This is a genomic window from Streptomyces sp. NPDC012827 (assembly GCF_042900905.1).
Lineage (GTDB): Bacteria > Actinomycetota > Actinomycetes > Streptomycetales > Streptomycetaceae > Streptomyces > Streptomyces gulbargensis.
The window spans coordinates 162,684-184,337 of the sequence record NZ_JBIBBY010000006.1 but is presented as its reverse complement, the minus strand read 5'-3'; the positions used below and the strand labels follow the sequence as shown (position 1 = coordinate 184,337).

Genomic DNA, 21,654 nt, shown 5'->3' with positions numbered 1-21,654 from the left:
CAATCACCCGCGCGCGCGGCGCGTGCGCACGCGCCGAAAGGGCCGCACTACTCACCGTGGCGGAAAGCGTATTCTCCGGCGTACGTCCGCCCCTTCCACGCCGCCCCCAGGCCCCGGTGGTGCCGCACCGCCGAGTCCACCGTCATCAACAGGTAGAGCAGGGCGGTGAACGGGAGCAGCGGAGCTCCCCACGCCGACAGCCCGTAGTGACGGAGCATCGGGACGTACGTCCCCGCCATCACCGCCCACGCCGCCGCGCCCGCCGCCGCCGTCACCCCGTCACCGGCGAGGAGGCCCGCCACCGAGGCCACCGGCGGCACCAGATACACCAGCGCCAGTCCGGCCACCGTCCCCAGGAGCAGCGACGGGCGGTGCCGCAGCTGCGCGTACGCGCTGCGGGCCACCATCCGCCACAGGTCCGAGAGCCCCGGGTAGGGGCGGACGCTGTCCACCCCGTCCGCCAGCCCCAGCCAGATCCGGCCCCCGGCCCGGCGCACCGCCAGCGCCAGCGACACGTCGTCGATCACCGCCCCCCGGATCACGTCCGGCAGCCCCGCCGCCACCGCCGTCCCGGTCCGCAGCAGCACACAGCCCCCCGCCGCGGCCGTGGCCCGCGGCCGTTCCCGGTTGATCCAGCGGAAGGGGTAGAGCTGGGCGAAGAAGTAGACGAACGCCGGCACGACCAGCCGCTCCCAGCCGCTCGTCACCCGCAGCCGCGCCATCTGCGACACCAGGTCCAGGCCGTTCCCCGTGGCGGCCGCCACCAGGCGCCGCAGACTGTCGGGGCGGTGCGCGATGTCCGCGTCCGTCAGGAGCAGGAACTCCGGCCCGCGCGCACGGGCCCGCGCCATCCCGTGCCGCAACGCCCACAGCTTGCCCGTCCAGCCGGCCTCCGGTTCGCCCGGGGACACCACCGTCAGCGGGAGTCCGCCGTGCCGGGCGGACAGCTCCACCGCCAGCCGGCCCGTCCCGTCCGTACTTCCGTCGTCCACCAGGAAGACCTCCGCCTCGCCCGGATAGTCCTGCCCGAGCAGCGACGGCAGGCTCAGGGGCAGGACGGCCGCCTCGTCCCGCGCCGGAACCACCACCGCCACCCGGGGCCACCGCGCGGGGGCGGCGCCCCCCGGAGGCAGCCGCTGGTCCGTCCGCCAGAAGAACCCCCGGCCCAGCAGCAGCCAGACCCAGACGACGAGCGAGGACAGCGCGAACCAGGCAAAGGTGCTCATTCGCCGCAGTCTGCACCAGATCGGTGGCCGCATACGGCCCATCGGCTAGGGTGACCGGGTGAAGATCGCGCTCATGGACTCCGGAATCGGCCTGCTCCCGGCGGCGGCCGCGGTGCGCAGGCTGCGGCCGGACGCCGCGCTGCTCCTCTCCAACGACCCCGACGGCATGCCGTGGGGCCCGCGCACCCCCGAAGACCTCACCGCACGCGCCCTCGACGTCGCCCGCGCCGCCGCCGCGCACCACCCGGACGCCCTCATCGTCGCCTGCAACACCGCCACGGTCCACGCCCTCCCCACCCTGCGCGCCGAGCTGGAACCCCGTATCCCGGTCATCGGCACCGTCCCCGCGATCAAGCCCGCCGCGGCCGGCGGCGGCAAGGTCGCCATCTGGGCCACCCCCGCGACCACCGGCAGCGCCTACCAGCGCGGTCTGATCCGCGACTTCGCCGACGGCGCCGAGGTCACCGAGGTGCCCTGCCCCGGGCTCGCCGACGCCGTCGAGCACGCCGACACCGGGGCCGTCGACCGGGCCGTGGCCGCCGCGGCCGCCCTCACCCCGCCGGACATCCGGGCCCTCGTCCTCGGCTGCACCCACTACGAGCTGGTCGAGGACCGCATCCTCGCCGCCCTCGCCCCGCGCCGCACCGGGGGCCTGCCGCCCATCGTCTTCCACGGCTCGGCCGGCGCCGTCGCCGCCCAGGCGCTGCGCCGGATCGGTGCCGCGCCCGACCCCGGCGCCCCCGCCGACGGCACCCTCTCCGTCCTCCTCAGCGGACGCCCCGGTGACCTGCCCGCCACCGCCCTCACCTACCCCGAGGGCCGGCTCCTCGCCCCCAGGGCGGCACTGCACTCCTCCTGACCGGCGCCCGTGCCCCGCCGCGCCGTACGGCCCCGCCCTGCGTACGCTGCCCCCATGAGGGAGCAAACCGGACACAGCCGCGTCGACGGCGACGCCCCCGGCCGCACGGTCCCCGCCCGCGGTGACGACGTGCGCCCGCCCGCCGTCTGGACCGGCCGGGCCACCAACCGCTTCCAGTGGATCGCGGCCCTCGCCGGCGCCGCCTGCATGGCCCTCGGCGTCACCCTGGCCGTCGAGGCGCCCTGGACCTCCGGCGTCGCGGCGCTCCTGATGGCGGTGATCGGCTGCGTCGCCGCCGGTCTGCTCGTCCTCTTCGGCACCCTCGCCTTCGTCCACGTCGCCGTGAAGGTCGACCACCGGGCGATGGAGGTGCGGTGCGGTCACATCGGCCTCCCACGCCGCCGCATCCTCCTCTCCCACGTGGTGGGCGCCGAGTTCGCCCCGCGCGTCACCCCGCGCCAGTGGGGCGGCTGGGGCTACCGGTGGCGCCCCGAGATGGGCACCGCCGTGGTCGTCCGCAGGGGCGAGGGACTCGTCCTGCGCCTCGGCGACGGCCGTACCTTCACGGTCACGGTCGACGACGCCGAAGCGGCGGTCCGGGTCATCCGCGGCCACCTCCGCCCCCCGTCCGCCCCGTCCGCCCCGCCGGCCCCGCCCGTCACCCCGACGGGCGCCTGAGCCCGTACGGGAGCGGCCCCCGGCCACGCGAGCCGTGCCGACAGGCACGCCCCGTACACTCCGCAAGGTGAGCACCACCATCACCACCGCCCCCGCGTCCGCAGCCGACAGCAGCCCGTCCGCGCCGGTTTCCCGGTGGCGAGGGCTCCTGCGGCCAGGGGCGGCCCTGCTGTCGGGCCTCCTGCTGTACCTGAGCTTCCCGCCGCGCACCCTGTGGTGGCTCGCGCTGCCCGCCTTCGCGCTGCTCGGCTGGACCCTGCGCGGGCGGCGCCTGCGCGCCGGGTTCGGACTCGGCCAGCTCGCCGGACTCGGCTTCCTGCTGCCGCTCCTCGTCTGGACCGGCGAGGAGGTGGGCCCCGTGCCGTGGCTGGCGCTCGCCGCCGTCGAGGCCCTGTTCGTGGCCGCCGCCGGACTCGGCGTCGCGGCCGTCTCCCGGCTCCCCTGGTGGCCGGTCTTCGCCGCCGGCGTCTGGGTCCTCGCCGAGGCGGCCCGTGCGCGGGTGCCCTTCGGAGGCTTCCCCTGGGGCAAGATCGCCTTCGGCCAGGCCGACGGCCTCTTCCTCCCGCTCGCCGCCGTCGGCGGCACCCCGGTGCTCGGCTTCGCCGTCGCCCTCTGCGGCTTCGGCCTGTACGAGACGGCCCGCCTGCTCCACGCCCGCCGGAAGCCCACCGCACCCGGCGGTGACGGCCCGGCCCCCGGCGGCGCCCCGGACGCCCCGAGCGCCACCCGCTCCCGCACCGGCGCGCGGGGACCGCTCGCCGCCGCCGCGCTCGCCGTCCTCCTCCCCGTCACGGGCGCGGTCGCCGCCCTGCCCCTCGTCGACGACTCGGCCGAGGACGGCACCGCCACCGTCGCCGCCGTCCAGGGCAACGTGCCCCGGCTCGGCCTCGACTTCAACGCCCAGCGCCGCGCCGTCCTCGACAACCACGCCGCCCGCACCCACGAACTCGCCCAGGCCGTACGGGAGGGCCGGAAGCCCCGGCCCGACTTCGTGCTGTGGCCCGAGAACTCCTCCGACATCGACCCGTACGCGAATCCCGACGCCGCCGCCGTCATCGACGGCGCCGCCCGCGCGATCGGCGCCCCCACCGTCGTCGGGGCCGTCGTCGCCCCCGAGACCGGCAAGCTCCGCAACACCCTGATCCAGTGGGACCCCCGGCGCGGCCCCGTCGCCACGTACGACAAGAGGCACGTCCAGCCCTTCGGCGAGTACATCCCGATGCGGTCCTTCGTCCGGATCTTCAACAGCGACGTCGACCGCGTACGCCGCGACTTCGGCCCCGGGAACCAGGTCGGCGTCTTCGACCTCGCCGGCACCCGGGTCGGTCTCGCGACCTGCTACGAGGCGGCCTTCGACTGGGCCGTGCGCGACACGGTGACCCACGGCGCGCAGCTGATCACCGTCCCCAGCAACAACGCGACCTTCGGGCGCAGCGAGATGACGTACCAGCAGCTCGCCATGTCGCGGGTGCGGGCCGTCGAACACAGCCGGTCCGTGGTCGTCCCGGTCACCAGCGGGGTCAGCGCGGTCATCCGGCCCGACGGCGAGATCGTGGGCCGCACGGCCATGTTCACCCCCGACGTCCTGGTCGAGAAGGTGCCGCTGCGTTCCTCCCGGACCCCGGCCACCCGCCTCGGCACCCTGCCCGAGGCCCTGCTCGCGGCCGTCGCGGCGGCCGGCCTCGGCTGGGCCACGGCACGCGGCCTCCGGGCCCGCCGGGGACGCGCCGCCGTCTGAGGTCCGCCCCCGGCGGGGACCGTCGCGCGAGGACCGCCGGGAGCCGGAGACCGGAGGGGCGCGGTCCACGCCCGGGCCGGCTCCCGGACATCCCTTAGGGTCGGGAGCCATGGGCACCCCTGACTTCATCCGCGCGCTGCGCGAGACCGCCGGCAACCAGCTCCTCTTCCTGCCGGGGGTGACGGCGGTCGTCCTCGACGACCGGGGCCGTGTCCTGCTCGGCCGCCGCGCCGACAACGGCATGTGGGCCCTCGTCGGCGGCATCGTCGAGCCCGGCGAGCAGCCCGCCGACTGCGCGGTCCGCGAGGTGTACGAGGAGACGGCCGTGCACTGCGTCCCCGAGCGGATCGTGGTGGTGGAAACCCTCCGCAAGCCCGTCGTCTACGAGAACGGCGACATCTGCCAGTACATGGACGTGACGTTCCGCTGCCGGGCCGTCGGGGGCGAGGCGCGGGTCAACGACGACGAGTCGACCGAGGTCGGCTGGTTCGACGTGCACGCCCTGCCGGAGATGAAGCGCTTCTCCCACCACCGGATAGAGAAGGCGCTCGCCGATGAACCCACATGGTTCCGCACCACAGCATCGGACTGAACTGTAGGTCCGACACACATCGGTGGGGGAGTGGCCGCTTCATAGGGTGCGGAGCATGAGCGCCCCCACCACCCGCCCCGGCCCCCCGGCGGACACCTCCGCCCCCCTGCCCCGGGCCGCCGGCCTCGCCCTCGACCTCACCGGCCGCACCGCGCTCGTCACCGGCGCCGCCGGGGGCATCGGGCGGGCCTGCGCCCTGCGCCTGGCCGCCGCCGGGGCCCGGGTCAGAGCCGTCGACCGGAGCGCCGAAGGCCTGGACGCGCTCGGTGAACGCGCCCTGGGGCTCACCGGAGCCGTCGAGCCGCTGCTGCTCGACCTCACCGACCTCGACGCCGCCGAGACGGCCGCCGCCGGCGCCGACATCCTCGTCAACAACGCCGGACTCCAGCTGGTCCGCCCCATCGAGGAGTTCCCGCCCGACGTCTTCCACACCGTCCTCACGGTGATGCTGGAAGCACCCTTCCGGCTCATCCGGGGTGCCCTGCCGCACATGTACGCCCAGGGCTGGGGCCGGATCGTCAACCTCTCCTCGGTCCACGGGCTGCGCGCCTCCGCCTTCAAGTCGGCCTACGTGGCCGCCAAGCACGGTCTGGAGGGCCTGTCCAAGACGGCCGCCCTCGAAGGGGCACCCCACGGCGTCACCTCCAACTGCGTCAACCCCGGCTACGTCCGCACCCCGCTGGTCGAACGGCAGATCGCCGACCAGGCGGCCGCCCACGGCATCCCTCCCGAGCGGGTCCTCTCCGACGTCCTGCTCAAGGACTCGGCACTGAAGCGGCTCATCGAACCGGAGGAGGTCGCCGAGGCCGTCCTCTACCTCTGCACCCCCCAGGCCTCGTTCATCACCGGCACCTCACTCACCCTCGACGGCGGCTGGACCGCGCACTGACACCGCCCCCTCAGGCCCCCGGCGGGCCGGTGCTCCGGCGAGGCCGTCCACAGGGGTGGTGCGACCACACGTTCGGCAGGTATCCCTGTGTCCATGTCCCACGCACACGTCTCCTACCTGGAGCTCCTCGCCCGAGGAGCCGCACCGGAGGCATACGACCGGCCCGTGCTCCTCGCCCGCGCGAGCGGCGCGGGCCCGGAGGCGCTGGCCGAACTCGAAGAGGCCAAGCAGCTCGCCCTGCGCGTCCGCGCCGAACTGGAGGGCCGCAGGCGCCGCGAGGCGGAACTCTCCGCCCTCTTCGCCACCGCCCACGACCTCGCGGGACTGCGGGACCTCGACGCCGTGCTGCGCGCCATCGTCCAGCGCGCCCGCGCGCTCCTCGGCACCGAGGTCGCCTACCTCAGCCTCAACGACCCGGCGGAGGGCGACACCTACATGCGGGTCACCGAGGGCTCCGTCTCCGCCCGGTTCCAGCAGCTCAGACTGGGCATGGGCGAAGGGCTGGGCGGTCTCGTCGCCCAGACCGCCCGCCCGTACGTCACCGACGACTACTTCGACGACGCCCGCTTCCAGCACACCCGGACCATCGACACCGCCGTCCGGGACGAGGGGCTCGTCGCCATCCTCGGCGTCCCCCTCACCCTCGGCAGTCAGGTCATCGGCGTCCTCTTCGCCGCCGACCGCAGGGCGAGGGTCTTCGAACGCGAACAGGTCGCCCTGCTCGGCTCCTTCGCCGCGCACGCGGCCGTCGCCATCGACACGGCCCACCTCCTCGCCGAGACCCGTTCCGCCCTCGCCGAGCTGGAACGGGCCAACGACATCATCCGGGAGCACAGCGGCGTCATCGAGCGGGCCTCCGAGGTCCACGACCGCCTCTCCGAACTCGTCCTGCGCGGCGGAGGCGTCCACGACGTCGCCGAAGCCGTCTCCGAAGTCCTCGGTGGAACGGTCGAGTTCATCGAGACCGGAACCGCTACGGGGGCCGGCGCGGCGGCTCCGGGAACCGAGCGCCGTGCCGGCGGCCACGCCGTCCGCGAGGGCGACGACTGGGTGGCCGCCGTCGCCGCGGGCGGTGAACACCTCGGCGCACTCGTGCTCCACGGACAGCCCGACCTGGACCCCGTCGACCAGCGCACCCTCGAACGCGCCGCGCTCGTCACCTCCCTGCTCCTGCTCGCCCGCCGCTCGGCCGGCGAGGCCGAACAGCGGGTGCGGGGCGAACTCCTGGACGACCTCCTGGACGCCCCCGACCGGGACCGGCGCCTCCTGCGCGAGCGCGCCGCCCGCCTCCGTACCGACAGCACCGCTCCCCACGTCGTGCTCGCCGCCCGCGTCGACCGGGCCGGCTCGGAGCCCGCCCCCGGGGACCGGCCGGGCCCCGGCACACCGGCCGCCGGCCGCGACGGCACCGGGGAGGACGGCGCCGACCGCCGGCGGCTGTGGTCGGCCGCCTCCCACCTGGCGGCCACCCGCCACGGGCTCGCCTCCGCCCGCGACGGCGGTACGGTCCTGCTGCTGCCGCTCGGGCCCGGCGAGAGCGCCGCCGACCTCGCCCGCCGGACCGCCCGGCACCTCGGCGGCACCCTGCGCGAACCGGTCACGGTCGGCGCCTCCGCCCCCGTCACCGCGCCGCTCGACCACCCGGACCGGGTGGCCGGCGCGTACGCGGAGGCACGCCGCTGCCTCGACGCCCTCCGGCTCCTGCACCGCCAGGGCCAGGGCGCCGCCGCCGAGGACCTCGGCTTCCTCGGGCTGCTCCTCGCCGACAACCGGGACATCGACGGTTTCGTGGACCGCACCGTCGGCGCCGTCGTCGCCTACGACCGGCGGCGCGGCACCGACCTGGTGCGCACCCTGGACGCGTACTTCGCGAGCGGCATGAGCCCGGCCCGTACCAAGGACGCCCTCCACGTCCACGTCAACACGGTCGCCCAGCGCCTGGAACGGGTGGGCCGGCTCCTCGGCCCCGACTGGCAGTCACCGGCCCGCGCCCTGGAGATCCAGCTCGCCCTGCGCCTGCACGCCCTCGCGGCCGCCGTACCCGCCCCCTGACGAACGGGCGGGGCCCCGTGGTCCGCTCCGGGCGAGCGGACCGCAGGGCCCCGGGACGCCGCCTTGGCGGTCAGACCTCGGCGCGGACGGGCCGGTCGGCCGCGGGCTCCTCGTCGTCCCCGGCGAGGTCGCTGTGCCGGGTCTCCCGGGCGCAGGCGATGGCCACGACGGTGAGCAGCGCGGCGGCGATCACGTACAGCGCGATCGGGGTGGGACCGCCGTAGCCGTCGAGGAGCGCCGTCGCGATGAGAGGGGCCGGCGCGCCCGCCGCCACCGAGGAGAACTGCGCGCCGATGGAGGCACCGGAGTACCGCACCCGCGTCGCGAACATCTCCGAGAAGAAGGCGGCCTGCGGGGCGTACATCGCCCCGTGCAGGACCAGACCGACGGTGACGGCGAGGAGCAGGCTCCCGAAGGAACCCCGGTCGATCAGCGCGAAGAACGGGAACATCCAGAGCCCCACGCCGACCGCGCCGATCAGGTACACCGGGCGCCGGCCCCACCGGTCGGACAGGGCGCCCCAGAGCGGGATCACGGCGAAGTGGACGGCGGAGCCGATGAGGACGGTGTTCAGGGCCGTCTGCTTGGAGAGGCCGACCTGGGTGGTCGCGTAGACCAGGATGAACGCGGTGATGACGTAGTAGGAGATGTTCTCCGCCATACGGGCGCCCATCGCGATCAGCACATCACGCCAGTGGTGGCGCACCACCGCGACCAGCGGCATCTTCTCGACGGCCCCGGCCGCCGCCTTCCGCTCCTCGGCGGCGGCGAGCGCCGCCTTGAAGACGGGCGACTCGTCCACCGACAGCCGGATCCAGAGACCGACGATCACCAGGACGCCGGAGAGCAGGAAGGGGACGCGCCAGCCCCACGAGACGAACGCCGACTCCGACAGCAGCGCGGTCAGCGCGGACAGCACCCCGGTGGCGAGCAACTGCCCGGCGGGCGCCCCGGTCTGCGGCCAGGAAGCCCAGAACCCGCGCCGTTTCGCGTCCCCGTGCTCCGACACCAACAGCACGGCCCCGCCCCACTCGCCGCCGAGCGCGAAGCCCTGCACCAGCCGCAGCGCGGTGAGCAGCAGCGGCGCCGCCGAGCCGACGGTGGCGTGCGTCGGCAGCAGCCCGATCGCGAACGTCGCCCCGCCCATCAGGAGCAGGCTCAGCACGAGCAGCTTCTTCCGCCCGAGCCGGTCCCCGTAGTGCCCGAACACCAGCGCCCCGAGCGGCCGGGCGGCGAACCCGACGGCGTACGTCAGGAACGAGAGCAACGTCCCGACGAGCGGATCCGACTCGGGAAAGAACAGCTTGTTGAAGACGAGGGCTGCGGCGGACCCGTAGAGGAAGAAGTCGTACCACTCGATGGTCGTACCGATGAGACTCGCGGCGACGATGCGCTTGAGGGAGCCGGGCGGGGTCGGGGCGGTTCTTGCGGCGGCCATGTGCACCACTTCCAGGCGGGTACGGGGACGTTTGCGTGTCGCCACACCGTAGGAAGACGCAGGTCAGGGGCGTATGTGGTGGGACACCATAGTTCGACCCGGCATGGTGCGCGCGGCCGCCATGAGCCGGGGCACGGTGCCGCACGGGGCGCCTTCGCAACCGCAGCGGCGGCACCACCGGTGCGGCTCGACGACGCGGCAGGCCGAGGCCGCCTGGACGGGTTCGCGTCGCTGCCCGGTGACTCCGAGGCCAAGCTCTCCGAGCCGGCGGAACGCGGTCAGGCCGGGGGCGGGCGAAGGCGGCCCTGCCCCCCTCCCCGGCCGCCGCACCGGCCCTCGCCTGCCTGCTCGAGTTCTCCACTGTCAGTGATGGTCTGCTGCCGCGTGTCGGGGCAGCAGCGGGGTGATCGCGGCGGCCAGGGCGAGAATCACGGCGATCACGACGAGGCTGAGGGGCGCCGCGTCCGTGTCTCCGGTGTCGGTGGCGAGTGCAAGGAACATCGTGGACACCAGGGCCGCACCAGTGGCGTTGGCGATCTGCTGCAAGGCGTTGAGCGTGCCCGAAGCGCTGCCCGCTTGCTGCTCGTTCACGCCGCCCAGAGCGGTGCTGAACAGCGACCCGAAGCAGCAGCCCATTCCGAGTCCGGTCACGAACAGCGGGACCGTCAGAACGACCGGGAGGCCGGGTGCGGCCACGATGATCGCAAGCTGACCGAGGACTCCGAGAAGCGTGACCACGCAACCGGCAAGGACCAGCCTCCGGCCGAGGCGCTGGATGTGGTCTCGCGCCCGGAACGAGGTGATGATGATCCCGAGCGACAGCGGGGCCATGATCCCGGCGGCAGCAAACGGGGTCAGCCCGGCGCCTCGTTGCAGATGGAGCGACACCACGTACAGCAGCCCGGCGACAGCGGCGAAGTACACGGTGCCGACGGTGACACCGGCCACGAAGCTGCGGATGCGGAACAGGCTGGGTGTGAGCAGCGGCGTACGGGAATGGCGCTGCAGCAGCACGAAGCAGGCGATCAGGACGGCGCCGAGGACCAGCGCAGCGATGGGGACCGGTCCCCATCCGGTGTCACCGCCGGAGATCAGGCCGCCCATGACGCCGACCAGGCCAACCATGAGCACGGCGGAACTGAGCGGGTCGATCCGCACCGTCCGGTCGGGGGTGCTGCGCGGAAGGACGCGCGGTCCGGCGATCAGGAGCGCGGCGCCGATCAGCCCGCTGATGAGGAAGATGGAGCGCCACCCGGTGCCTGCGATGTCGGCTTGGACGAGCAGACCGGCGAGCACCGGTCCACTGATCGAGCCGATCGCGAGCAGCGGCCCGAACAGGCCGAAGACACGTCCGAGCTGTTCGCGGGGGAACGTGTTGAGCAGGATGCTGAATCCCTGCGGGATCAGCAGGGCGCCGAACGCGCCCTGGACGAGGCGGAAGCAGACCAGAACGGCGGGCGTCCATGCCACGCCGCACAGCAGCGAGGTGGCGGTGAAGCCGGCCAGGCCGATCAGGAAGGTTCGCCGTTGTCCGAACCGGTCGCCCAGCCGGCCGCCGATGACAAGCAGCGACCCGAGTGCGAGTGCGTAGCTCAACCCGAGCCACGAGACCAGGGCATCCGACGTGCCGAGATCGCGCACGATCACCGGGGAGGCGATCGTCGTCACCGTCGAGTCGATCATGTCGAGCAGGTCTGCCGCGATGACGACCGCGAAGACCAGCCACCGACCCCGCTCGGATCGGTGAACCCCTGCGGCGGCAGCAGTGGAGGAAGTGTTTTCAGGCATGGCACAGCACGCTTCCCGAGGAAGACAGACCGCCACCTGGCGGCCGTGCTGGCCGGAAGTCCCGACACGCTCACGAGCGGAGCGCTGCACCTTGCGGCAGGAACGCTAGCAGGTCCCCCGGCCGCAGGGCCATGGTCGCCCGGTTCCACTCCCCGTCCGACGAGAAAGGGGCGATCACATGGGACCTGAGCGTCGACTCCACGGTCTGCCGTAACCACCGGCATGCGGCCGCAGCCCAAGGAAGCGCGACCTGCCCGGAGGGTTCACCACCAAGCTGCACCCGGCCGTCGAACAGGGCCAAAGCCCATGCCGGTCCTGGGTAGGGTCTGCGCTGTGAACCGCGGCCACCGCGTGATCTTCGGTCTTCACACACCGATGACAACGGTGACCACACCCGTCTCCACAGCGTGTCAGACTCGCGCAACGGCGGTCTGCCGTCCTGTCTCCGGAGGACTTGTGCAACGTGGCGAAGTCTGGTGGGTCCAGTTCGACGAGCGGAGTTTGGTCGTACTGCTGTCGGGAGACGACCCGTCCGGGATCCGGGCGATGCAGGTCGTCGCTCCGGCGGGCGTCGACATCAGCGGTCTGGGCATCGAAGTGAAGGTGGGCACCGGTGAAGGCGTGCCGTTCGAAGGCGTGCTGCGGCTCGCGTTCCCGCGTCCAGGCCTTACCCCTTGCACGTGGCTGACCACTGTGTCACGGGACGACCTGATGGAGCGGGCGGCCGTCCTGTCCCCGGCGAAGCTCAGCGAGATCGACGATGCCCTCCGACTCGCTGAACAAGCGCAGGAGCAGACCCCGGCGACGACCGCGAAGCTCAGTGCGATGAGGGACGCCCTCCGTCGCGGTGAACTCGGGTAGACGGAGATGAAGCCGAGGGCGTGGGCGGCCTGGGCCGGACGGCCGAGGCCGCCCGGCTGCCGCCTCGGCGCCCCTCGCCATCGAGATCACGATCCACGGCTGGAGTACCGCGGACATGCGCTGATCACAGCGGTGCCCGGCCCCGGACCCGGGGCCGGCCCGCTCAGCCGGTTGCCGTGCCGAACCACTCGGACAAGCGCGCGAGGAGTTCCCGCTGGTCCTCGCCGACCCACGCCACGTGGCCGTCGGGGCGCAGCAGTACGGCGGGTGCGTCGAGTTCCTCGACGGGGTCGACGACGTGGTCGACCCGGTCCTCCCAGCCGGCGACCGAGAGGTGGCCGGTCCGGTCGAGGAGGAGGCCCCGGCCGGTGTGCATCCGTTCGTAGAGGCGACCGTGCCGCAGTGGCATGTCGCGCAGCCGCCGGCCGAGCAGTTCGTGGCCTTCGCCGAAGTCGTAGCGGACCGCGATGGCGGTGATCTTCTCGATCAGGTAGCGGTTCACCTCCTCGATGTCCACCAGTTCCGCCAGCAGGCGGCGCACCGCCTGGGGACCCGGCTCGGTCGACATCAGCTGGATCTGCGCGCGGGTGTTGTCCAGCACGTCGGCGGCGACCGGGTGCCGTTCGGCGTGGTAGCTGTCGAGCAGTCCTGCCGGTGCCCAGCCGGCGACCGCGGCGGCCAGCTTCCAGCCGAGATTGAAGGCGTCCTGGATGCCGAGGTTGAGCCCCTGGCCGCCGGTCGGCGGGTGGATGTGCGCCGCGTCGCCGGCGAGGAACACCCGGTCGACGCGGTAGCGCTCGGCCTGCCGGGTGGCGTCGCCGAAGCGGGACAGCCAGCGCGGTGAGTGGGCGCCGAAGTCGGTGCCGGCAACGGTCCGGAGCTGCTGCCTGAACTCCTCCAGGGTCGGCGTGGCGGTACGGTCCTCGGCCACGCCCTCGGCGGGCACGACCACCCGGTACACACCGTCGCCCAGGGGCATCGTGCCGAATCGCTGCTGGGTTCTGCGGACTTCCGCCATCACGGCGGCCAGTTCCACCGGCGGCGTGGTCAACTCCATCTCTCCCAGCAGGGTCTCGACCCTGGAGGGCTCACCGGGGAAGGCGACACCGAGCAGCTTGCGCACCGTACTGCGCCCACCGTCACAACCGACGACGAAGCGCGCACGCATCCCGGTGCCGTCGGCCAGCTCGACGCTCACCCCCTGGCCGTCCTGGCTCAGCCCGACGACCTCGCAGCCGCGCCGGATCTCGGTACCGACCTCGACGGCGTGCTCGGTCAGGAGCCGTTCGGTGATCTGCTGCGGGATCGCCAGGACGTAGGAATGAGCCGTGTCCATCCACTCCGGCCACGCCTTGCCGAGACCGGCGAAGAAGCCACCGGCGGTGATCTGTCGGCCGAGCGGCAGGAACCGCTCGAGAAGACCACGCTGTGCCATGACCTCGATGCTGCGTACGTGCAGGCCCTGGGCGCGGGACTGCCGGGTCGGCTCGGCCTCCTTGTCCAGCACGAGGACCCGCACCCCGTGCAGCCGCAGCTCACCGGCCAGCATCAGGCCGGTCGGTCCTGCGCCGACAACGATCACGTCGATCATTTCATCGCTCATTTCCTGGGGTCCCGGCTTCGTCGGCCGGTGACGCACGCGTGCATGTCGTAACTGTCATGTGCATCGTGCCAGTTCACGTGCGGTCTCCCGGCCGGCCTGTTCGGCCGGTGTCCGGCGCGGGACCGGGCAGAGGAAGCCGACCCGTGCCGAGGAGGAGCTTCGCGGCCACGGCCGCCCCGTCGGTGCGGATCGTCGCGGCGACGGCCTTCGCGCGTGCCTCCGTCCCGGCGGTCAGAACCGTACCGAGCGCGGCCGACAGGGAGTCGAAGGTCGGGGTGGGACCGTCGTGTGCCGCTCCGATTCCCAGTTCGGCGACCCGGGCGGCCCAGTGCGGCTGGTCCACGAACTGGGGGACCACCACCTGGGGCGCGCCGGCCTTAGCCGCGGTGGTCGTGGTGCCCGCGCCGCCGTGGTGGACGACGGCGGCGACGCGGCGGAACAGCGCCTGGTGGTTGACGTCACCGACGGCGAGGCAGTCGTCCGATCCGTCGACGGGCCCCAGGCCTGCCCAGCCGCGGGAGACGAGGACGCGGCGGCCCTGCGCCCGGGCCGCCTCGACGGTGATCCGGGCGAGGTCGGTGGCCGTGCTCATGGGCATGCTGCCGAACCCGACGTACACCGGAGGGGTGCCGGCGTCGAGGAACGCCTCCAGACCGGCGGGCAGGGGGCGAGCGTCGGGCAGGATCCACGCGCCGGTCTGCACGAGGTCGAGGTTCGTGATCTCCTGCCACGGGCCCAGGACCGGGTCGACCGCCAGCCAGGGCCGTTCGGTGAAGACGTGGTCGCGGACGTTGACCACCGGCGCCAGGCCGATCGCCGCACGGTGCGCGTTCAGGGGACGGAGGTACAGGGCGTCGACCTTCTGAGCGTCCAGGTCCCACAGGGCCTGGTTGTCCGTCATGCCGGGTGGGGCCGGCGGGCCCGGACGCGACGACGGCCGGTAATGCGCCGAGGGCATCTCGAACGGATGGAAGCCCGCGTACACGTAGCGTATGCCCCGCTTCTCGGCCACCGAGCGGGCGCCGGCCGGCATCAGACCGCTCGCCACGAGCACGTCACAGTCCTCGGCCGCCCGGGCGACCGTGTCGAAGTGCGCGGCGACCAGCTCCGCCGCGAACGCGGCCGCGTCCGACGGCGGTGCCCCGGTCCGCAGCGCGCGTACGTCCCGGCCGAAAGGGACCAGCTCCGCGCCGACACCGGCCACCAGTTCCGCGAACTCCTCGTCCGGCGGCGCGCAGACGCGCACCTCCGCCCCGTGGTGACGCAACTGCGCCGCCAGTCCCGCGAGCGGCGCGATGTCGCCGCGCGATCCGTACGCCATCAACAGCACACGCATGTCGTCCTTCTCATCTCTGTGGAGGCCGGCCTGGGCCGGTGCTCGAGGCCTGCCGGGGCCGCGGCGCCGCCAGGGAGTCAGGGGTCAGCGAGCCCAGGGCAGTTCACGGGTCCCCTCGGTGCCGGGTACGGAGGCCACCCCGTCCGCGCGCATGGAGACGTGGGCCTCGGCGTGCTGCGGGGCATGGACGCGGCGGACGAGGCCCGGCGGCAGGATGAAGGTGTGTCCGGCCGGAACCTGCTCGGTGCGGCCGTCGCAGGTCACCGCCAGGGCGCCCGCGGTGACCGTCCAGACCTGCTCGCGGTCGACGGAGTGCTCGGGGCCGGTCGCGCCGGCCTCCATCACGACCGTCCAGGTGCTGAGTTCGGCGCTGCCGCGGCTGGGCGCCGCCAGGCCGGTCATGGTGGCGTTCGGGGAGACGGTGACGTCGTCGGGCGAGGGAACGATCACACGCAGGGCGGCGGGGCTTTCGTGACCGCCCCCGTCGGGGGCGGTCACGGCCCGTTCGACGAGCTGGACGACGACCCCGTTGGGGTCGGTCAGCCGGAACGGCCGCTCGCGCAGGAACTCCTGTCCGGGAGGCGTGGTGACGGGGGCACCCGCCGCGCGCAACCGGGCCTCCTCCGCCGCCAGGCCGGTGACCGTGAGCGTGAGGACGAGGCCGCCCGCCTCGCGGTCCCGCCGGCCGGTGGGGAGAACTTGCGTACCCCTGCGGAGCAGGACGACGTCGACGGCGGCGTCGTCGCGGGTCAGCGAGCAGACTCCGTCGTCGGCCATGGCCACCTGGTAGCCGAGGTGGGTGCACAGGAAGTCACGCGAGGCGTCGACGTCGGCGACGGTCAGGGAAAGAGTGGAGGCGGACACGCGCACGGAAGCTCCTCGGAAGGTGCGGGCGGGGGAGTGGGTGGGACGGAGGGAGGAGGGCAACCGCTCAGGCGGCGGGCAGGTCGAGCTGGTATTCGTGGGTGCTGCGGTGGAAACGGAAACCCAGCCGGCGGTTCACGGCGAGCATGTGGGTGTTGTCCTGTGCGTTGTCGGTCTCGATCTCCACGATCTCGGGGTGCTCCGCGCGGAGCCTGCGCACCATCGCGGCCTTGACCCACAGCCCGAGACCCTGGCCACGATGAGCGGGCACCACGACGGTGTCGTACTGCAGGGCCCGGCGGGTCTCGCCGGCCCGGATGACGATCTCGGTGTATCCGGCCATCTCCCCCTCGCCGAGCGCGGCCGTCGTCAGCAGCAGGTCACCGCGATCGGCCAGCACTTCGGCCATGGCGCGGACGCGGTCCGCGGTCCAGGTCCGGCTGCCGTAGTCCATCTCGCCGGTGGGCATGTCGTTCATCGCGTTCTTCGCCGCGGCGAACGCCTCGGCCAGCTCGTCGGGAACCGTACCGGTCCAGACGACCAGCTCGTGACCCGGGTGCTCGACGTCGGCCTCGGCGTCGTCGGCGTCCGCGACGTCGAGCAGCAGGTGATCGAGCGCCAGTACGCGCCGGAAGCCACGCGCCGCGCAGAAGGCGCCACTCGGTCCGTCGCCCGGCGCGGCGGCCACCAGGCTGCGACGCCGGTCGGCCGTCGCCGCCCTGACCGCTGTGGCCAGCAGGTGCGAGCCCACCCCCGAGCGCCGCCGCTCCGGGGTGACGTGCAGCTCCAGCTCCGCCAGGTGGCGTTGCCCGGACGAGGTGAACAGCCGCAGCCCGGCCGCGCCGAGCACCGCACCGTCGGCGGCGCGGGCCAGCCACAGTGATCGGTGGTCGTCCCGGCCCGCGACGGCGAGTCGGGCGTGGACCTGTTCGACGGTGGGCAGGGGCTCCTCGGGCAGATCGTGGGCGAGCGAGGCCGCCACGACCGTGTGCCAGTCGGTGGCGTCCGCGGTCGAGACCTGGCTGAGGGGAACGATGTCGATCAAGGGGGACTCCTCGCTGAGGATGGTGCGGATGCGTCGGGGCGCGGGCCGGGACATCGGGTTCGGTCCGTCCGGCGGGAAGGCGTCCTGGTGTGCGTTCAGGTCGTCACGTTCCTTCAGTCGGTGTGGCGCACGAGCGGCCAGTCGATCTCGACGCGCGCCGCGGTGGCCAGGTAGGCGGTGAACACGCCGAGCGCCACATGGGCGATGACCTCGACGACGTGCCCGTCGGAGAGGCCGGCCCGCCGCGCCGTGTCCAGGTGCGCGTCGGACACGACGCCGTGGTTCCGGACCACCACGGCGGCCAGGTCCAGGACGGCGGCGGCCCAGGGGTCCTCGGCCTCGCCGTGCCGTGCGCGGGCGGATTCGGCGCTGGTCAGCCCGGCCAGTCGGGTGCCGCGGAACGCATGCACGGACAGGCAGTAGTCGGATCGGTTCTCCTGCGCCACCAGCAACGCGATGCGCTCGCGCACACCCGCCGACAGGGTGCCCTCCGCGCTCAGGGCGCTGACGACGCCTACGTATCCCTTCAGTACGGCCGGGCTGTTGGCCATCACCCTGGTCAGGTTGGGAACGACCCCCAGTACCTGGTGCGTGGCGGTGAACAGGGTCGCGGCTTCGCCGGTCGCCTCTTCCGGATCGACGGTGTGGAGGTGCATGCCGGCAACCCTGCCGGGGGGTCTTGATACATTCCCGATGCTTCTTCGATGCGCGCGCCGACGACCCCCGGAGTGACGGAATGCGGTTCAGGATCCTCGGCCCGGTGGAGGTCGTGGCTCCCGGCTCGGACGCTCCCGGCCTGGCGCCCCGTCACCGGGCGGTGCTCGCTTACCTGTTGTTGCACGCCGGCGTCGCGATCAGTACCGATCGCCTGGTCGACGCGATGTGGGGGCCACGGCCGCCGGACTCCGCCCGCGCGCAGATCCAGACCACGATCGCCGCGATCCGCCGGATGCTGCGCGCATCGGAAGCCGACCGGATGCTGGCCACGCGGCCGGCCGGATACGTGATCACCCCCGAGCCGGGGCAGCTCGATCTGGACGAGTTCACCAGCCTGATCGCCAAGGCGCCGGCCGTCTCCGACGACCCCGGGGACATCGCCGACCGGATACGTGCCGCGCTGGCGCTGTGGCGGGGAGAGCCGCTGGCCGGCATCACCGCCCCTTACGTGGAGAGCGCGAGAGCACGCCTGACCGGGCAGCGGCTGACCGCCGTCGAACGCCTGGCCGAGTTGGAGCTGGCCCGGGGGCGGCACGAGGACCTCATTGACGAACTGTCCGTCCACACGGCGGCGAACCCGTTGCGGGAACGGCTCTGCTGCCGGCTGATGCTCGCCCTGCACCGCGCCGGACGCCAGACCGATGCCTTGCACGTGGCCAGAACCTTCCGGTCGACCCTGGCCGAGCGGCAGGGACTGGACCCCGGCCACGCGTTCAACAAGCTGGAACAGGACATCCTGCGCGACGCCCCCGACCTCCGGCCGCCCGTCACCCCACCGGTCACCGCGCCCGCGCAGGCCAGGCCGCAGGGAGGCAACTTCCTGCCGTACGACGTCCCGGACTTCACCGGACGCGAGGGCGAGCTCGACGGGCTGATCCGCCTGTGGTCGAGCGACAGAGGCGGTGTCGTGACGATTTCGGCGATCGACGGCATGGCCGGGGTCGGCAAGACGACCCTCGCGGTCCACGCGGCTCACCGGCTCGCGGACCACTTCCCGGACGGACAGCTCTTCGTCGATCTGCAGGCGCACACCGCAGGCCAGGCGCCCCTCGACGCCGGTGCCGCGCTCGCATTGCTCCTGGGCCAACTCGGCGTACCCGCCTCCCTCGTACCGGCATCGGTCGCCGATCGCGCGGCACTGTGGCGGTCCGAACTTTCCGGCCGCCGGGTGCTGGCCGTGCTGGACAACGCCCTCGGCGCCGACCAGGTCCGCCCGTTGCTGCCCGGCGCCTCCCGCGCCCTCGTCCTGATCACCAGCCGCCGACGGCTGACCGACCTGGACGGGGCCCAAGCCCTGTCCTTGGACGTGCTGCCCGCCGCGGACGCCGTGGAGCTGTTCACGGCCATCGTCGGCGAACGGGCGTCCGCCGAACCCCTCGCCGTCCTCGACGTCCTGCAGCTGTGCGGATTCCTGCCGCTGGCCGTCCGCATCGCCGCCGCCCGACTGCACCACCGTCCCCGCTGGACCGTCGCCCACCTGGCCGGCCGTCTCCGTGACCAGCGCCGCAGGCTCTCCGAGCTGGCCACCTCGGAGCGCGGGGTGGCAGCGGCGTTCACCTTGTCCTACGAGCAGTTGACCGCGGATCAGCAACGCATGTTCCGGCTCCTGGGTCTCCAGCCGGGCCGTGACATCGGCCCCGAGGCGGCGTCCGCGCTGGCCGGTCTGCCGCTCGACGAGGCGGAGACCCTCCTGGAGGACCTGTTGGACGCCCATGTCGTGGCTCAGCACCAGCTCGGCCGCTACACCTTCCACGACCTGCTGCGCGAACACGCCCTCGCCACCGCGGCCGACCAGGAGCCCCCGAGTGCCCGGCGCGAGGCCCTCGGCCGGCTGTTCCACCATTACCTTCACACCGCGAGCGAGGCCATCGACCACCTTTACCCCGAGGGCAGGAACCGCAGGCCGCGCATCCCCGCGCCGGACGCCCCGGCACCGCCCCCGCAGGACGAGGCCGAGGCGATCGCCTGGCTGGACGGCGAACGCGCGAACCTCATCGCGACCGGTCAGTACGCGGCCGAGCACGACTGGCTCACCCACACCAGCCACCTGGCCGCCACCCTGCACCGCTACCTGCTGGGCCACGCCCATCAGGCCGACGCGCAGGCCCTCCACGAACTGGCCCTGCGAGCCGGCCGCCGGAGCGGTGACACGGCCGCCGAAGCACGCACGCTCATCGATCTCGGCGAGGTGCACTTCTGGTGGCACGGCGCCCACGAGCGAGCGGCCGAGCACTACCGGCAGGCCTTGGACCTCGCTCGCGGGACCGGCGACCGGGGCGCCGAGGCCCGCGCGTCGGCCGGCCTCGGCACCGTATCCAGGCGGCGGAGGGAGTACGACCGGGCCCACGAACACTGCGCACGGTCCCTCGTGCTCTTCCGTGAGCTCGGCGACCGTGGCGGCGAAGCCAGATGCCTGACCGATCTCGGCGTCATCCACGAACGGAGCGGACGGTACGAGGACGCCCACGAGTGCCACAGGCAGGCGCTGCGGGTGTACCGCGAGACCGGATCCCGCATCGGCGAGATCATCGTGCTGAACAACACCGGACTGCTGTACCAACGGCAGGGCCACTACGAAGAGGCCCGGCGCCGCCATCACGACGCCCTGGAACTGAGCCGCAGCTCCGACTTCCCCGGCGACGAGGCCGAGTCCCTCAACGCCCTCGCCGAGGCGGCCCGTTCCATGGGTGACCTCGACCGGGCGGCGGTCGAACACGACGCCGCGCTGACCCTCGCCCGCGAGTTCAGCTACCGCCCCGAACAGGCCCGCGCGCACCACGGTCTGGCCAAGGTCCACCGTGACCTCGACCGCGTCGACCTCGCCCACGACCACGCCCGACAGGCCCTCGACCTGTACACCGCCCTCGCCCTCCCCGAGGCCGAGGAGATCCGCACCTTCCTCACCGACCTGGCGCCGACCGCGGACGGGTCCCAGCGGTCGGAGACACCCGCCGCCCCCCGGCAGACACCTCCACCGACCGTGCCCGTTCCCTGACCGCACGAGCCGCACGAGCCGCACGATCCCTTCGGCCCGGCACGGTCCGCGCCGCCGCCATGAGGGGCCGCTCAGCGCGTGGCGTCGGCAGGGCCGTCCTCTCCCTCGTCCTGGGCGGACGGCTGCGGCGAGGGGGACGCGCCCGCCGGTCCCGCCGGGGGCCGGTCGGGTTCGGCCGACGCGTCGTCGGGCGTGTAGCCGCGCGGTTCGGCGGTGGACAGCAGGAAGGCGAGCTCCTGCGGGGTCAGATCACCGACCGGGACCCGGTCGTCCTGGCTCATCGTGCGTCACTCCTCACTGTGCGCCGGCCGGTCGGTCCGGTGGTCCGGGGGGTCGAGCAGTTCCAGTACGGCGACGTCCTCCGCCCGCACGTACAGGCCGGAGGTGCTCCCCACCCTGGCGCCGAACGTGCCGTCGGCCGCCATCCGGTAGGCGGACTCCAGGAACAGTTCCGGCCCCTGCGGGTAGGACGTCGCGTACGACTTCGTGCCGTACCAGCCGCCGACCCAGGTGCCGTCCTTCAGCCGGATCCTGACGAAACAGCCGCCCCGGTCCCGGAACATGTGGTCCCAGGCGGTCGGGGTCCCCCGGTACCGCGCCCGCAACCGCCGCTGTTCCGCCCAGGACACCGCCAGCGCGCCGAGCGCGGGGACGGCGAACAACAGGACGAGGGCGTGCAGGGCCGCCTCGCGCGTCCGGTCGGGAAAGCTCTCCGGCCGCAGCAGCGCGACGAGTTCGCCCCCGCGGACCAGGAAGTACAGGCCGTCCAGCACGACCGACGCCGTGAGCGCCCGCAGGAGCCGGTGGCCGAGGTCCGTCTCGCCGGGGACCGGACCCCGCCGGTGCTCGCGTACGAACTGGTAGACGACGCCGGGCAGAAGGGCCACCACCATCAGCACCAGCTGGATCACCGATGAGGGTGGTTGCATCGCATTCGTCACCTTCCGCGAGGGCGCGTCCCTGATAGTGGACA

At 73.4% G+C, this 21,654-nt stretch carries 18 protein-coding genes and 1 pseudogene; 8 read left to right on the top strand and 11 right to left on the bottom strand.

Annotation, left to right across the window (positions count from 1 at the left end; genetic code table 11):
- Positions 1 to 47: 47 nt before the first annotated feature.
- Positions 48 to 1,226 carry a glycosyltransferase gene (locus ACFY60_RS15515; protein WP_388615628.1) on the bottom strand — a complete coding sequence of 393 codons (1,179 nt, stop codon included), beginning with the start codon at positions 1,224 to 1,226 and terminating at the stop codon, positions 48 to 50.
- 58 nt (positions 1,227 to 1,284) lie between these two features.
- Between ACFY60_RS15515 and ACFY60_RS15510 the strand changes: the two genes are divergently transcribed.
- From ACFY60_RS15510 to ACFY60_RS15485, 6 genes are all read left to right on the top strand, one after another.
- Positions 1,285 to 2,085, top strand: a complete 801-nt coding sequence (locus ACFY60_RS15510) for a glutamate racemase (protein ID WP_388615625.1) — start codon at positions 1,285 to 1,287, stop codon at positions 2,083 to 2,085.
- A gap of 54 nt (positions 2,086 to 2,139) precedes the next feature.
- Positions 2,140 to 2,763: a hypothetical protein gene (locus tag ACFY60_RS15505; protein WP_388615623.1), complete on the top strand. Its 624-nt coding sequence runs from the start codon at positions 2,140 to 2,142 to the stop codon at positions 2,761 to 2,763.
- A gap of 67 nt (positions 2,764 to 2,830) precedes the next feature.
- The gene (lnt, locus tag ACFY60_RS15500; RefSeq protein WP_388615621.1) at positions 2,831 to 4,501 is read left to right on the top strand and encodes an apolipoprotein N-acyltransferase; all 1,671 of its coding nucleotides are present in this window, start codon (positions 2,831 to 2,833) and stop codon (positions 4,499 to 4,501) included.
- A 109-nt stretch (positions 4,502 to 4,610) separates the two neighbouring features.
- Positions 4,611 to 5,093 carry an NUDIX domain-containing protein gene (locus ACFY60_RS15495; RefSeq protein ID WP_388615618.1) on the top strand — a complete coding sequence of 161 codons (483 nt, stop codon included), beginning with the start codon at positions 4,611 to 4,613 and terminating at the stop codon, positions 5,091 to 5,093.
- Between the two features lie 55 nt (positions 5,094 to 5,148).
- Complete coding sequence (locus ACFY60_RS15490) at positions 5,149 to 5,982, top strand: 3-hydroxybutyrate dehydrogenase (protein WP_388615615.1); 834 nt, start codon at positions 5,149 to 5,151, stop codon at positions 5,980 to 5,982.
- A 93-nt stretch (positions 5,983 to 6,075) separates the two neighbouring features.
- Positions 6,076 to 8,034 (top strand): helix-turn-helix domain-containing protein, encoded by a 1,959-nt coding sequence (locus tag ACFY60_RS15485; RefSeq protein ID WP_388615612.1) that lies wholly within the window; start codon positions 6,076 to 6,078, stop codon positions 8,032 to 8,034.
- Between the two features lie 70 nt (positions 8,035 to 8,104).
- On the opposite strand, the gene ACFY60_RS15480 is transcribed toward ACFY60_RS15485, so the two are convergent.
- From ACFY60_RS15480 to ACFY60_RS15470, 3 genes and pseudogenes are all read right to left on the bottom strand, one after another.
- Entirely contained in the window at positions 8,105 to 9,472 is a 1,368-nt protein-coding gene (locus ACFY60_RS15480) for an MFS transporter (RefSeq protein ID WP_309055194.1), read from the bottom strand.
- A gap of 117 nt (positions 9,473 to 9,589) precedes the next feature.
- Positions 9,590 to 9,802 (bottom strand): annotated as a pseudogene (locus tag ACFY60_RS15475) (ISL3 family transposase); the annotation flags it as partial.
- A 33-nt stretch (positions 9,803 to 9,835) separates the two neighbouring features.
- Positions 9,836 to 11,260 carry an MFS transporter gene (locus tag ACFY60_RS15470; RefSeq protein WP_388615608.1) on the bottom strand — a complete coding sequence of 475 codons (1,425 nt, stop codon included), beginning with the start codon at positions 11,258 to 11,260 and terminating at the stop codon, positions 9,836 to 9,838.
- A 456-nt stretch (positions 11,261 to 11,716) separates the two neighbouring features.
- Between ACFY60_RS15470 and ACFY60_RS15465 the strand changes: the two genes are divergently transcribed.
- Positions 11,717 to 12,121, top strand: coding sequence for a type II toxin-antitoxin system PemK/MazF family toxin (locus tag ACFY60_RS15465; protein WP_388615690.1), 405 nt, complete (start codon positions 11,717 to 11,719; stop codon positions 12,119 to 12,121).
- Between the two features lie 163 nt (positions 12,122 to 12,284).
- On the opposite strand, the gene rox is transcribed toward ACFY60_RS15465, so the two are convergent.
- The 5 genes from rox to ACFY60_RS15440 form a co-directional block, all read right to left on the bottom strand.
- Positions 12,285 to 13,712 (bottom strand): rifampin monooxygenase, encoded by a 1,428-nt coding sequence (rox, locus tag ACFY60_RS15460; protein WP_388615606.1) that lies wholly within the window; start codon positions 13,710 to 13,712, stop codon positions 12,285 to 12,287.
- 85 nt (positions 13,713 to 13,797) lie between these two features.
- Entirely contained in the window at positions 13,798 to 15,060 is a 1,263-nt protein-coding gene (locus ACFY60_RS15455; RefSeq protein ID WP_388615603.1) for a glycosyltransferase, read from the bottom strand.
- A gap of 84 nt (positions 15,061 to 15,144) precedes the next feature.
- The gene (locus tag ACFY60_RS15450) at positions 15,145 to 15,930 is read right to left on the bottom strand and encodes a cupin domain-containing protein (protein WP_389458452.1); all 786 of its coding nucleotides are present in this window, start codon (positions 15,928 to 15,930) and stop codon (positions 15,145 to 15,147) included.
- 61 nt (positions 15,931 to 15,991) lie between these two features.
- Positions 15,992 to 16,969, bottom strand: a complete 978-nt coding sequence (locus tag ACFY60_RS15445; RefSeq protein WP_388615597.1) for a GNAT family N-acetyltransferase — start codon at positions 16,967 to 16,969, stop codon at positions 15,992 to 15,994.
- 113 nt (positions 16,970 to 17,082) lie between these two features.
- The gene (locus ACFY60_RS15440) at positions 17,083 to 17,625 is read right to left on the bottom strand and encodes a carboxymuconolactone decarboxylase family protein (protein WP_388615595.1); all 543 of its coding nucleotides are present in this window, start codon (positions 17,623 to 17,625) and stop codon (positions 17,083 to 17,085) included.
- 80 nt (positions 17,626 to 17,705) lie between these two features.
- Between ACFY60_RS15440 and ACFY60_RS15435 the strand changes: the two genes are divergently transcribed.
- Positions 17,706 to 20,681, top strand: a complete 2,976-nt coding sequence (locus tag ACFY60_RS15435; protein WP_388615592.1) for a BTAD domain-containing putative transcriptional regulator — start codon at positions 17,706 to 17,708, stop codon at positions 20,679 to 20,681.
- A 71-nt stretch (positions 20,682 to 20,752) separates the two neighbouring features.
- Here ACFY60_RS15435 and ACFY60_RS15430 read toward each other — a convergent pair whose 3' ends face one another.
- On the bottom strand, positions 20,753 to 20,962 hold the full coding sequence (locus tag ACFY60_RS15430; RefSeq protein ID WP_388615589.1) for a hypothetical protein: 210 nt from the start codon (positions 20,960 to 20,962) through the stop codon (positions 20,753 to 20,755).
- Positions 20,963 to 20,968: 6 nt separating this feature from the next.
- A complete protein-coding gene (locus ACFY60_RS15425; protein WP_388615587.1) occupies positions 20,969 to 21,610 on the bottom strand; it encodes a DUF6338 family protein in 642 nt (213 codons plus the stop codon).
- Positions 21,611 to 21,654 lie beyond the last annotated feature (44 nt).